Genomic DNA, 14,152 nt, shown 5'->3' with positions numbered 1-14,152 from the left:
GACCGATGGCGCACACGGTATTGACCGGGATCGGCGGAGAAAACGATTCAGAGGAGTTTTGGACACACCAACCAAATCGGCGATCGCACATTGTGACACCGCCCAGCGAGCCCACCACCGACCGCGCCGGAAGCGGTGAGATATCTCGAACCCGCAGGGACACAGCATCATTCGGGATGTGTGCAATACCACTTACATAACAGGTGGCCCGGCCCGGAACCGACATCTCACAACCCGGCCGTCGCGAAACTGTGAGCCATCGGAAACTTCTTCCGGGGCCGGGGAATTCCACGGATGCCGGTCCTATGTTTGCTCCGATGCTCATTTTCCGCCCGGGCCGCTGGGCCGATGTCGTGCTGCGCCGGCGATGGTCTGTCATCGTGGTGCTGGTGGCCGGCCTGCTCGCACTCGGCGGCTACGGGCTCGGGCTCGGCGACCATCTCAGTTCCAGCGGATGGGACGATCCGACCTCGGAATCGGTCCACGCCGCCGGGGTGCGCCAGGAGATCTTCGGTCGCGATCACAGTGCCGATGTGATTCTGCTGTATCACGCGCCGCCCGGGACGACGATCGACGATCCGGCGTTCGCCGCACCGATCGTCGCCGCGCTCGACGCGCTGCCGCAACGGTTTCCGGACCGGATCGATCGCGTCAACGGCGCCTATTGGCCGACCCGCACGGGGTTGACGCTGCCGGACATCTTCGGCTCCGCGGACCACCGCCACGCTTTCGCCTCGATCGCCATCCACGGCGACGACCCCACCGAACAGATGCGCAACTATCGCGCGGTGTCCGGGGACCTCACCGTCGCCGGAGTGGATATGGAGGTCGCCGGCGGCCAGGCGGTCGCCGGCGCGCTCAACGACACCATGGCCCACGACCAGCTGCGAATGGAACTGTTCGCGATCCCGGCCGTGGCGGTGCTGCTGTTCTTTCTGTTCGGCGGTGCGGTGGCCGCTGCGCTGCCGCTGCTCGTCGGTGGGCTCACCGTGGCCGGGGCGTGGGGAATCATCCGCCTGATCACCACCGTCACGGAGGTGAATTCGTTCGTCTCCCCGGTGGTTTCGATGGTCGGGCTCGGTCTTGCCATCGACTACGGACTGTTCGTGCTGAGCCGATTCCGCGACGAACTCGCCGCCGGGCGTGAGGTGGACGACGCGGTCCGCCGGTCGATGGCGACCGCCGGTCACACCGTGGGCGTCTCCGCGACCATCGTGGTGGTGGCCGCGGCCGCGGTCCTGGTGTTCCCTCAGGGATTCCTGCGCTCGTTCGCCTACGGCGCCATGATCACCGTCGCATTGGCGGCACTCACATCGGTCACCCTGTTACCGGCGGTCCTGGCCGTACTCGGCCACCGGGTCGACCGCTTCGGAGTGAGCTGGTTCCGCAAGACCAGCCCGCCGGATCGGGTGCCGGACAATCTGTGGGGCCGAATGGCGGGGCGGGTCATGAAACGGCCACTGGTGGTGGCGATTTCGGTCGTCATCGGGCTACTGGCACTGATCGCGCCGATCCGCGATCTGGCCTTCGGCACCATCGACGAGCGGTTTCTGCCACCGGAGCATCCGGCCCGGCTGGCACAGCAGCATTTCGACGCGATCTTCCCGCTGCGGCAGATCGACCCGATCGATCTGGTACTGATCACCTACGATCCCGCCGCCAAGGACACGGTCCTCGCCGCGGCCGAACGCGCACCCGGACTCGCCTCGCCGTTTCCGGAATGGATGCAGCGACCGGCGCAGTCCAGTGTGTTCACCACCCAGACCGTGCTGGCCGCATCCGGGGACCGCGATGCCGCCATCGAGTATCTGCGTTCGATGCCGCTGCCCAGCGGCACCACTCTGCTCGTCGGCGGGCAACCCGCGATCGACAAGGACAGTATCGACGCGCTGGTGCACCGGATACCGCTCGTCGTGGTCCTGGTCTTCCTGGCCACGACCGTGCTGATGGCGCTGAGTCTGCGGTCACTCGTGCTGCCGTTGAAGGCGGGCGCGCTCAACCTGCTCGGACTCGGCTCGACGATCGGCGTTCTGACCTGGATCTTCGTCGACGGTCACGGTGCCGGACTGCTCGGTTTCACCCCGCAGCCGATCATGTCGCTGGTGCTGGTGGTGATCGTGTCGGTGATCTACGGCCTGTCCACCGATTACGAGATATTCCTGTTGTCACGAATGGTCGAGGCCCGGGCGGCGGGGGCGTCCACCGCCGAGGCGATCCGCGCGGGTGTCGCGCACACCGGCCGGATCATCACCGCCGCCGCGTTGATCCTGCTGGTGGTCACCGGCGCCTTCGCCCTGTCCGATCTGGTGATGATGCAGTACATCGCCATCGGCATGGTGGCGGCGCTGCTGATCGATGCCACCGTGCTGCGGGTGCTGCTCGTCCCGGCGACCATGCGGCTACTCGGTGACGCCGTGTGGTGGGCCCCGGCGTGGTTGCGCCGCACCGCCGGCACCCATCGTGTCAGTGCGTCGCGATCTCGGACAACTCATCGAGCAGCGCACCTGCCCCCGGATAGCGATGTGAACTCAGATGGCGGATCGCCGGCAGATTGCCCGCCAGCACGGACCGCTGGATCATCAGATACTCCCGTACCGCCGGATCCTGTTGCGCGAGAGCCGATAACGGCCCCTCGGCAGCGGTCCGGAACGCGGTGACCGCTTCCCGATAGGCGGCCACCGCGGCCCGCACACCGGCATCCAGTCCGCCGAGCTCACGGGCGTGGTGCAGCACACTGTTCAGGCTCGCGGGTGCGTCGGCGCCCGGCGGCGGTTCGGCCTCGCGCAGGTAGGAGGCGATATCGTTGCCGCGGGCAACACATTCCGAGACCAGTTCCAGTATTCCCGCCGACCGCAACGCCGCATCGGTCTCTTCCGGAACCCGCAGGTCCCGGGCGACCCGGTGACACCACACGTACGGGGCCACGGCGATGGTGTGGCGGCGCACCGCCCAGTGTTCATCCCATCCCACCGTGCTCAGATCGAGTTCCCGCTCACGCAACCGCGCGTCGATGGTGTCGCGGACAGCGCGCTCGAACCCGGCCGGATCGAGCCCCCGTGCGGCCATGGTGGTGACGATGGCGCGGTAGCAGGACACGAGTTCGTGCTCGGTGGCGATCTCGCCGGTGCGCAGGTACGTGACGAAACGCGTCAGGTCCGGGAGGCCGTCGTAGGCGTCGTCGGCCAGCAGGGTGACGGCCACATATTGTGCGCCCAAGAGGTTTTCGGCCATGGACGCATCGTCGGGCGCACAGTGCAGTTCGTAACTCGTGGCGACATAGGCGTCCATGGCGTGCCGCCGGGCGCCCGGCGCGCAGGTGCAGTGGGTCATCAGCCAGCCGAACATCTGCTCGGCGAGCTCCTCGTGCCGTCCGCCGGGTAGCAGGTGGGTGCGGAAGGCAGCCAGCTCATCGGTCACAGGCCAGCGCCCCCGCCGCGAAGATCGAGGTGAGGGCGGCCGAACCCCAGTAGAGCGGCAACCGCCCCATCCGATAGTAGGCGCCGGCCGGCCAGCCGCCGCTGTCGTCCTGGCGGGCCAGCAGTTCCGCGCGCCGCCCGTGCTGTTCGCGGTCTCCACCCAGATTGTCGGCGGCGATGACCGTCAGAGCCAGATCCAGCGACGACAGCTTCTCGCCCTCGTCGGCATCGGCCAGTCCGTCGGCCAGCGCCGCGCCGCAGACCGCGTCGATATCGGGGAAGGCCGCGCACAACCGGGATATGGCGTGCAGGAACGGTTCGGGCCGCGGATAGTAGCGGGTGCCCTCGCGAAAGCGTCCCGACAGCAGATGGTCGACGACGTAGTCCGTTGTCGCGGTGATGATCCCAGCCGGATCCGCGAGCCCGCGTGCCTGCGCGTGCCGCAGGATGTAGAGGGTGTTGCCGCAGGCCACCGCGTCGTAGCGGGGGCCGCGAGCCAGCGTCCCCGGGTCGGCGGCGTCCTGCCAGTACACCATCACCACACCCGGGCGGATCGCGGCGTCGGCCTCGGTCTCGGGCGCCACCCCGGCGGCCAGCAGCTCGCGGCCGTAGCCGACGAGCTCGAGATCGGAGATCAGGCCCCGATCGTGCAGGGCGCCCACCGCCATCGCGGTGCAGTCGCTGTCGGGCGGGAAACCGTTGTGGTCGAAGAAGAATCCGAACCGATTCCGGGCGCTTCGGCCCGACCGGACGACCTCGGCGAGCCGCTCGGCCAGTTGCAGGTCCTGCTCGTCGGACGCATAGGGCACATGTGCCAGCGCCAGGCTGGCACTGAATCTCTCGTCACCGAGATCGAAGCCGATATCGCGGCCGAATTCCCGTAGTAGAACCCCGCGCCCGTCACCGGCGTCACATGCCGTGTCCATCGTGGGCGACAGCGAGACCTGTGCCCGCGGCACGCCACGCCCATCGGCTCGGGACAGGAGGAAACTCTTCGCGTGCGCCACCGCGCGCTGCCGACAATCGATGTCCGGTACCGCCATCTTCGTGCCAAACTCGCTCTGTAGGGCCGCAGCATCCACTGCCGAGCCGATCGATGCGCGAGCACGCTGTGTGGAACCGGCACCCCCGCAAGGTGTTATCGAGTATTACCGATGCAAGAACATCCGTCATGACGGGGGCCCGATCGGTGCCGATCTGTAATAGTTCAGCGAATCCCGCAGGGACTCACCACATCTCGATGCACCAGGTAACGGAGCACATCTTCAGCACACCTACCCGAAAAGCCCTTTTCCCAATACTCGGCCTGTTAAACATGTTGCGCGCCAGCGATTCTGCCACCGCCCGACCGACCGGCCCGTGACCGCGCCCAGGCACAGCGAACTCCGGCGTCCGATGGACCCACCCCGGCATCGACCGGGGCATGGAACGAGCGCGGCACGGCCGCGCACCCTCCCGGTTACCGCAGCGTACAGGCACACACCGCGGCGCCGGACCGCCAAGAAAGAACCTACCGGACGGTTTTCCAACCCGGGCTGGGCGCCGGAATGCCTCCGGATCGGGCCCGCGCGCACTCCTGGCGGTCGGCCGGAATCGCCTGCGGGCCCGAAACACTCCTACCGAACCGGGACGTACGCCGCCTCGTCGTAGCTCAGTTCCATGTCGTGGGTGACGGTGTCGCCGGCGACGGTCACGGTCGTGGCCACCGACGGATAGCCGCGAGCGACCACGGTGTATTCACCTGCTGGGAGAGCGGAGACGTGGTATCGGCCGGAGGCATCGGTGCGCGCGGTACCGACCGGTTCACCCGACGAATCCATCACGGTCACTTGCGCATTCGGCACCACCCTGCCCTGCGTCTGCACCGCGCCGGCCAGCGTCGCCATCGGCGTCAGCTCGGTCTCGTGATGCAGGACGCCGCTGGCCGGCACCGTGAGAGTCGCGGCGCGCGGCGACATTCCGTCGGCGACCACCACCAGGGTGTGGGTACCGGGGGTGACGCCGCGGCACAGATAGCTGCCGTCGGCGCCGGTGACGGCGGCACCGACCACCTCACCACCGATATCGGCGAGGGTGACCGTGGCGTCGCCCACCGGCACACCGGATCCGGCGCCGCGGACGCGACCGGTCAGTTCACCGGAACTCGGCAGTTCGAGATCGACCCGCTGCTCGCCGTCACCGAGGGCGACGCTCACCGCGACCGGGCTGTGCGCCGCCGCCGAGGCGATCAGCACATAGCTGCCCGATTGCGGCGCATCGAGTCGATAGCCGCCGTCGACCGCGCCGACCGCCCGCGAAACCTGATGTCCGCGTTGGTCGATCAGCGTCAGCGCGACTCCCGGGATCGAACGACCGCGCTCACCGCGCACATGTCCCGCGATCACCCGGACGGTACCCGGGCCGGGCGCCACGGACTGCTCGATCGGCGCGCCGACCAGACCCTCGCGCAGCTCGTCGATGGCGATATCCGCGGCCGACTCCGCATCCACCGCCGTTTCCGTCACCGCGGCGGACACGGTCTCCGGAGCGTGGGCACGCACCGCCGGGATGATCAGCGCGGCCAGTGCCGCCAGCACGGACACGCCCGCCAGGAACCAGAAGACCTTGGAGTACCCGGAATCGGCGGGCAGTCCGTGCGCGGTGGTCGCGCCCGAGGTCAGCAGTACCGCTGACACCGCGCTGCCGATCGCGCCGCCGACGGTTCGCACATTCGCGTTCATGCCGGTGGCGGCGCCGGTCTGGGCCGGCGGAACCGCGGCCACGATGATCGCCGGCATCGAGGAGAAGGCGAGCCCGATGCCGATACCGAGCAGGCCGCCCGCGACATAGATCTCCCAGCCCTGGTTGTGGCCGACGGCCAGCATCACGAAGGCCGGGACGGTGATGATGCTGCCGATGACCACGATGACCTTCGGCCCGACCCATGCCGCCAGCGGCCCGATCGCCAGACCGATGACGAACATCGCGACCGACAGCGGCAGCATGTACAGACCCGACTGGGTGATGCTCGCACTGAGCCCGTACCCGGTGACCGCCTTCGACGTCTGCAGCAGCTGCGGCAGGAAGGTCATCATCGCGTACATACCGGCACCGGTGAGCACCGCGACCAGGTTGGTCGTCCACACCGCCGGAATACGCATCGTGCGCATATCGATCAGCGGGGTCTGCGACTTCAGTTCCACCACGATCCACGCCGCGGCGCACACCACGGCCAGTGCGAACAGGCCCAGGGTCGTCCCCGAGGCCCAGCCCCAGGACGGCCCCTTGCTGACCGCGAGCAGCAGTGCCACCAGCCAGGCCGACAGCAGAATCGCCGCACCCCAATTGATCCGGCCCGGACTGCGCACCGGCGATTCGGGCACGAACGCGATGGCGGCCACGGCGGCGATCGCGGTGATGATCATCGGGACCCAGAACAGCCAGTGGTAGTTCAGATGATCGACGATCGGACCGGCGAGCACCAGGCCCACACCGGAACCCACGGCGATCAGCGAGGAGGCGATACCCACCGCGCCGTGCAGCTTCTTGGCCGGGAACTCGTCGCGGATGATGCCGAAGGCCAGCGGGATGACGCCACCGCCCAGACCCTGGATCACCCGGGCGACGATCATCACGGTGATCGAATCGGTGAGCGCCGCGATCAGCGAGCCCACAGTCAGCGCGACCAGGGTCACGACGAGCATGCGCTCCTTGCCGACCTTGTCCCCGATGCGGCCGAGGATCGGCGTGGCCACCGAGGCCGACAACAGGTATCCGGTCATCAACCAGGTCGCGGTGCTCTGCGTGGTGTGCAGGGCCGGAATCAGCAGCGCCAGCACCGGAACGACCATCGACTGCAGCAGTGCGTACGCGGAGATCCCGAGCAGCAGTACGCCGAAGACGAGGTTGTAGTGCGGGCGAGATTTGACGAGCGCCACGGAACGTTTCCTCCCCACGAGCTTAAGTGGAGTCATTCTCCGTTTAGTGACACTAACAGAACTCCGAGACACCCTCCCCGCTCGATCGGCGTGATCTCGGCCTCACCTTGCGATAACGGCGAAGTTGCCGAAAACAATTCCAAAGGTCCGCCGATAGCCCACAATGAGTGCCAAAGATGAGGGTTCGGGACGGATTCGAGCATTCCTATGGCGACAGAATTGTCCATAAACGGAGCAATGCCGGTTCTTCGCGCAGCCTGCTCCAGCGCGGGAATCGAGATGGGCGAGGCCCGCCGGGTGCCATTCGGCACCGCGGCCGGCTACCGACTACCCAGTGGCGTGGTGGTCCGGATCAGCGGGCCCGGCCGCAGACCCGAGGCCCGGCACGAGCTCGAGGCAGCCCGCTGGCTGGCCGCCTCCGGCATCTCCACCCCGCGAGCCGTCCCGGGTGTGCGGCAGCCCATCGACATACACGGCCGCAGCGTCACGTTCTGGCTGGATCCGCTCCCACACGAACAGAGCACGCTCGCCGAGATGGGCTCGACCCTGCAGCGCCTGCATCAGCTGGCACCACCTGCCGGATTCTCACTCGATCACTTCCGGCCCTTTCTCGGCCTGACCGAGGAGATCGACGCGGCCGAGGTGTTCACCGACGACGACCGGGGTTGGCTGCACCAGCACGTGACCGAATTACGCGGACGCTGGGCGGATCTGCCGAGCGGGCTGCAATGGTGCGTCGTACACGGTGAGGCGTGGCACGCGGAGTTCGCGGCCACCGACGATCACGAGGTGCTGCTGATGAGCGCAGAGAATCTGACGATCGGCCCACCCGAATGGGATCTGGTTCCCACCGCACTCGAGTTCAGGTCCTTCGGCTGGATCACCGCCGCCGACTACGCCCGGTTCTGCGACGGCTACCACCACGACGTCACCCGGTGGGGCGGGTTCTATCTCCTGCGCGACATCCGGGAGCTGCTGATGACGATGGCCGCGGCCCGCGCCGCCGCGGCCGATCCGGCGCTGCGGCGGCAAGCGATGTTGCGACTGTCGTGTATTCGCGGCGACGAGGGGCCCCGGCAGTGGCCGGGCTGGGAACCGCTGCCCTAGCCCGATCTCCCCAGCCCGATCAACCCGACTCCGGCCGGGCCCCGCGCTGTGCGGAGCCCGGCCGGATGCCGTGCGGACGGATCGGGAGTGGTTACACCGACCGGCTCTCGATCGCCTCGATGATGCGCGGCCGCAGCTCGCGGGCGCTGATCACCGCATCGACCGAACCGACCTCGACGGCGCGGTGGATGTTGTGCACCCGGTCGAATTCCGCGGCGACCTCACCGAGCTTCTCGGCGCGGACCGTCGAGCGGAGTTCGTCGAGTTCGGCGGAGGCCTCCGCACGCTCGGTGCCCGACGCGTTCGCGACCCGGGACTCCACTTCGCGCACCCGCGGATCCGAGGCGGTCCGGGTGTCGACCTCACCGGCGAACACGACGGCCGCGGCGGGAGCGCCACCGAGCACCGAGGCGAACGAACCCTCCAGGGCCATCACCGTCATATTCGGGTTCAGCGCCTTCGAGAACACCACGAACGCACCGCCGTGGTACCGCGAGATCACGCAGAACACGATGGGCCCACGGAAATTCACGATCGCGCGGCCGATTTCGGCGCCGTACTCGAGCTGCAGTTTGCGCATCGACTCCGGTGAACCGTCGAAGCCCGACAGGTTCGCCAGCACCACCAGCGGACGGTTGCCGCTGGCCGCGTTGATCGCGCGCGCCGCCTTCTTCGACGACCGCGGGAACAGCGTGCCCGCGGTGTAGGTGTCCGGGCCGTCGGTGGACGGGAAGCCGCGCCGCGGTACACCCCGCGACTCGATACCCAGCAAACAGACCGGAATACCACCGAGATGCGCGTCCTGCACGACCGCGGTCTCCGCATCGGCCATACCGGCCCACCGCTCCAGGACCGGGTGATCCTGATCCGACAGTGCCCGCATCACGGTGCGAATGTCGAAGGGCTTCTTGCGATCCGGGTTCGAGGTGGCCGAGAAGATCTCGCCGACGGTGGCGAAATCGCTCTCGGGCACGATGTGCGGGAAGGCGCACACGTCACGGTCGACCGGGTCGGCGGTCTGCGCACGACGCGGTGACAGCTCACCGGGGGCGATGTAGGTGTGGTCGTAGTGCGCCATCAGCACATCGCGAGCACCGGCGAGATTCGGCGCCCAGTACTGCGCCTGGCCGTTGGGGCCCATCACGCGGTCGTAGCCACCGATACCGAAGTTGTCCTCGGCCGACACACCACCGGAGAAGTCCAGTGCCTGCTTTCCGGTGAGGACCATCGCCGAATCCGGCGTCATGACCAGGATGCCCTTGGTGTGCATGAGCATCGTCGCCTCGGCGTTCCAGTACGGCTGCGCGCCGACGTTGATGCCGGAGACCACGATGTTGATCTCGCCACCGTCCTGGGTGAACTCGACGATCCGCTTGAGCGCGGCCGCGACCCAGTCCATGTTCTCGGTACCGGACTTCATCGAGATCCGGGCGCCGGAGGACAGCGCGAACCACTCCAGCGGCACCCGCAACTGCTCGGCCAGATCCAGCGCCGCGATCACCCGGCGGCACTCCGGCTCCGACAGCGCGCCCAGCGATTTCGTCGGATCGCCCAGCAGCACCACGCGGGTGACGCCCTCGGGATGCCGCTCGGTCGGCGTGCTGACCACACCGGCGACCATCGCCGCGGTGTTGCGGCCCTTCGGCCGGTCGATGGGGGCCAGGGCGTTGTTCTCGTCGAGGTCGTATTCGGCGAAATCGCCCAGCAGACCGGTCAATTCGTACGGGTAGACGGTGTTGCGGCTGCTGGCGCGCAGCACCTTCTGCCGGTACTCGTCGAGCGGTTCGACCGGATCGTCGGTGCGCTCGCCGACGGTGACCTCGGTACCACCGGTGGCGTCGAACCGGATGCGGACCACGATCTTTTCCAGCTCACCGGTCTCGGCGTGGGGCTGACGCGCGATGAGCAGGATCTCTTCGAGTCCCGCGCCCGCGGTGGTCGGCTCCACGCGGCTCACGATGGTGTCGAGCTCGGCGCGGGTCACATCCAGCGGCGGCCAGATGTAGAGCACGATCCGGTTGGTGTGGAACCGCTTGCGCGACGGCCGCCGCGACTGCGCCCGGCGGATCGAATCGACACAGGTCGCCACGGTGCTCTCGGCGGTCGGCAGCGACAGCAGCCGACCGTCGTGCTCCCGCAGCGCGGTCAGGTCGCGAACCTGCGCGAAGGCGATCAGCCGCTCATCGGCCGGATTCTCCTTGGCCACACCCTTGAACAGGTAGACCTCCTCGTCGGAGGACGGCAGCCGGGTGAGATCGAACTTGCGCAGCCGGCGCATCTGCATGCGCTCCGCGATGTAGGGGTGCAGACCGCGGATCAGCCGCTCCTCGACCAGTCCGGTGGAGGACGGGCGGAAGGTGAAGTGGTGGTGCATGACCGCGCCACCGCTGCCGGCGACCGTGGCCGTGATGCGGTGCACCTGGCCGGGCAGGGCCCGCGCGCCGAGCACCTCCTGCAGGGCCGCGGCCATCGCGTCGAAGTCCTCGGGCTGGTTCTCCCAGCCGAGGTAGATGTCGGCCTCGATGGAGGCCGCACCACCGGCGAGCTCACCCAGCCCGCCGAGCACGGTGTCCAGCGAATCGAATCCGACCGCCGCCGACACCAGACTCACCCCGCGGCGCTCGGCGACCACGAAGCCGCAGCCGTCGACCTCCTCGGTACGCACGCCGGTGAGGCCCTTGTTGCCGTAGTAGCGCCGGGTCAGCACCTCGAGCATCACCGTGTTGTCGGGGATGCCGCGGTCCAGGCGCTGGGCCAGCAGCCGCACCAGAGGTTCTGTGCTGCGGACCATTTCGCCGATCCGCTCGGAGCGGTCGGCGGCCGCCGGCTGTGCGTCCAGGTGGCTCAGGTGCTTGCGGACGGTGGCGTACACATGCGCGCGGTTGCGGCGCAGCAGCGGCTGGCCGTACCAGGCGTAGACCAGGCCGCGGGTCAGGTCGGCGATGACCGGGAACCGCACCTGCGTCGCGGCCACCAGCCGCTCCAGCGCCAGTCCGACCGGCTCCTGCAGCACCCGGTCCGGCACCGGCTCGTTGAGCCATTCACGCAGCAGCGCGGTGACGACGTTGACCGTGTCCGTCGGCCGCTGCTGGGCCAGGAAGATCCGGAACACCGCGGCCTCGAGCTCCGGAGTCCGATCCAGTTCGGCGACACCGTAGTGGCCGAGTGCCTTGGACAGACCGGCCCGGTAGGACTCGGGCAGACCCGCCCGCTCGACGTCCAGGCTCTGCAGATAGGTGTGGAAGTACTCACGGGCGCTGTGCACGTGACCGGTGGCGGAGTCCTCACCGCGGAACCGGTTGTGGGTCAGCTCGGCCAGGTCGGTGAACAGCTCGACCAGTTCGAGTTCCTCGGCCAGCGGCCGGCGGTTGTCGGCGATGGCCTCTCGGCGCACGGCCAGATAGTCCGCCAGGACCCGGCGATCGTCGTGCGGGTCGACATCGAAACCGAGCAGCAGACCGCGCAGATCCTCCTGGCCCCGAACCGTGCGCTCGCAGGCGAGCACCTCGGTGGGCGCCACGGGCAGATCCAGATCGACCGAGTCGGCGGCCTGTGCGTCGTCGGCGGCGTCCTCCTCGTCGTCGGCGATGGGCTCCAGGCGCAGCAGCGGCGCACCGGCCTCCACCTGCGAGCCCACCGAAACACCGATTTCCTTGAGCCGGCCCTTGAACGGCGCGCGCAGCACCGTCTCCATCTTCATGCTCTCGAGCACGAGCACCGGGGCGCCGGCCTCGACCTCGTCGCCGACCTCGAGCGGCTTGGCGACCACCAGCGCGGGCGCGGGCGAGCGCACGACGCCGCCCTCGTCCCGGCTGACGCGATGGGTCACACCGTCGACATCCACCACGATGGTGGGCCCGTGGGCGCCGGTGACCAGCCGGTAGCGGACACCGTTGACCACGATCTGGCCGGTGTGCCGGTCGAAACGCAGGAGATCGACGTCGGCGGTGTGGATATCGCCACCGGCCTCGATACCGATCCGGAACCGGTGCGCGCCCACCCGGGCGACCCGCAGGCGATAGCTCACACCGCGCAGTTTCAGATCCAGCGGACGGCCGCTCTCGTGCTGGACCTGCGGGCGTCCGCCGGCGGCGGTGAACAGCAGTCGCTCGCGCTCGGCGCGCTCCTCCTGCTCGTAGGCGTCGATCGCGGCCGCGGCCAGGGCGACGGCGGCGTGCCGCTGGGCGACCAGCCGGCCCTCACCACGCACCCGATCGATCCAGCCGGTGTCGGCGCTGGCATCGATGACCTCGGGCTGATCGAGCAGATCGAGGACGAAACTCTTGTTCGTGGCGCCGCCCTCGATGATGACGCGGGTCTCGCCGACCGCCCGGCGCAGCCGGCCCAGGGCCTGCTCGCGGTCACTGCCGTAGGCGATGATCTTGGCGATCATCGAGTCGAAGTCGGCCGGAATGGTGTCGCCCTCGCTGACACCGGTGTCCACGCGGATACCCGGTCCGGCGGGCAGATCCAGCAGCGCGATACGGCCCGGGGCCGGAGCGAAGTCGCGGTCGGGGTCCTCGGCGTTGAGCCGGGCCTCGATGGCGTGGCCACGCTCGGCCGGCGGCTCACCCTCGAGCTTGCCGCCCGAGGCGACGTGCAGCTGCGCCCGGACCAGGTCGAATCCGGTGGTGTACTCGGTGATCGGGTGCTCGACCTGCAGGCGGGTGTTGACCTCGAGGAAAGCGAACAGCTCGTCACCGGGGTGGTAGAGGAATTCGACGGTCGCCGCGCCGCGGTAACCGACCGCGACGGCCAGCCGCTCCGCGGACGACTTCAGATCCGCGACCTGCTCGGGCCGCAGCACCGGAGACGCGGACTCCTCGATGACCTTCTGATTGCGGCGCTGCACCGAGCAGTCGCGCACGCCCAGCGCCCACGCGGTGCCCTGACCGTCGGCGATCACCTGGACCTCGACGTGCCGGGCGCCGGTGACCAGGCGCTCCAGGAACACCACACCACTGCCGAAGGCGCGCGCGGCCTCCTGGCTGGTGCGCTCGTAGGCGTCGACCAGTTCGGCCTCGTTGGTGATCACGCGGATACCACGGCCACCGCCACCGGCGGTCGCCTTCAGCATCAGCGGATAGCCGACCTCGGCCGCGGACGCGATGGCCGCGTCCAGCGTCTCGACCGCGCCGCGACTCCACGGCGCCACGGGGACACCGACCTCTTCGGCGATCAGCTTCGCGCCGATCTTGTCGCCCAGTTTGCGCATGGCATCCGGGCTGGGGCCGATGAAGGTGATCCCGATGTGATCACACAGTTCCGCGAACGCGGGATCCTCGGCGACGAATCCCCAGCCGACCCAGGCGGCGTCGGCCTTGGTGGTCACCAGGGCCTTCTCCAGCGCCTTGAGATCCAGATAGGGCCGGGCCGAAGCCGGACCGAGGTCGTACGCGATATCGGCCTCGCGCACGAAGGTGGCGTTCCGGTCGACGTCGGTGTAGAGAGCGACGGTCTCGATCTGTCTCGCGGTCGCCGCGGCCAAATCTCGGACGGCGTGGATGAGGCGCATAGCGGCCTCACCCCGGTTCACGATGGCGATGCGGCTGAACACTCGCCGGCTCCTTTCCATTCCACTGCAGGGCCCGATCGGGCAGGGGTAGCGCTACCGGTCCTGGGTAGTCTGCCCTGTCTATCGCCCGCGGGTACACAGCGTGACAGGGTTACCCGCACGTATATTCGGAAATGTCGTATTTACGGCGGCATTCA

The 14,152-nt window shown here is 68.5% G+C and carries 5 protein-coding genes and 1 pseudogene; 2 read left to right on the top strand and 4 right to left on the bottom strand.

Features of this window, described 5'->3' with window-relative positions; all coding sequences use genetic code 11:
- Nucleotides 1-317: 317 nt before the first annotated feature.
- On the top strand, nucleotides 318-2,657 hold the full coding sequence (locus tag AB0L57_RS22670) for an MMPL family transporter (RefSeq protein ID WP_364965457.1): 2,340 nt from the start codon (nucleotides 318-320) through the stop codon (nucleotides 2,655-2,657).
- A gap of 67 nt (nucleotides 2,658-2,724) precedes the next feature.
- Here AB0L57_RS22670 and AB0L57_RS22665 read toward each other — a convergent pair.
- From AB0L57_RS22665 to AB0L57_RS22655, 3 genes and pseudogenes are all read right to left on the bottom strand, one after another.
- Nucleotides 2,725-3,231, bottom strand: a pseudogene (locus AB0L57_RS22665) (terpene synthase family protein); the annotation flags it as partial.
- 175 nt (nucleotides 3,232-3,406) lie between these two features.
- Nucleotides 3,407-4,459: a hypothetical protein gene (locus tag AB0L57_RS22660; RefSeq protein ID WP_364965454.1), complete on the bottom strand. Its 1,053-nt coding sequence runs from the start codon at nucleotides 4,457-4,459 to the stop codon at nucleotides 3,407-3,409.
- A 573-nt stretch (nucleotides 4,460-5,032) separates the two neighbouring features.
- Entirely contained in the window at nucleotides 5,033-7,333 is a 2,301-nt protein-coding gene (locus AB0L57_RS22655) for an MFS transporter (protein WP_364965452.1), read from the bottom strand.
- Between the two features lie 237 nt (nucleotides 7,334-7,570).
- Between AB0L57_RS22655 and AB0L57_RS22650 the strand changes: the two genes are divergently transcribed.
- The gene (locus AB0L57_RS22650) at nucleotides 7,571-8,440 is read left to right on the top strand and encodes an aminoglycoside phosphotransferase family protein (protein ID WP_364965449.1); all 870 of its coding nucleotides are present in this window, start codon (nucleotides 7,571-7,573) and stop codon (nucleotides 8,438-8,440) included.
- 91 nt (nucleotides 8,441-8,531) lie between these two features.
- Here the strand turns inward: AB0L57_RS22650 and AB0L57_RS22645 are convergent, their stop codons facing one another.
- Nucleotides 8,532-13,997: a carboxyl transferase domain-containing protein gene (locus AB0L57_RS22645; RefSeq protein ID WP_364965447.1), complete on the bottom strand. Its 5,466-nt coding sequence runs from the start codon at nucleotides 13,995-13,997 to the stop codon at nucleotides 8,532-8,534.
- Between the last annotated feature and the right edge of the window lie 155 nt (nucleotides 13,998-14,152).

The sequence above is a fragment of the Nocardia sp. NPDC052254 genome (genome assembly GCF_040679495.1).
GTDB lineage: Bacteria > Actinomycetota > Actinomycetes > Mycobacteriales > Mycobacteriaceae > Nocardia.
This window is presented reverse-complemented; position numbering and strand designations above follow the sequence as displayed.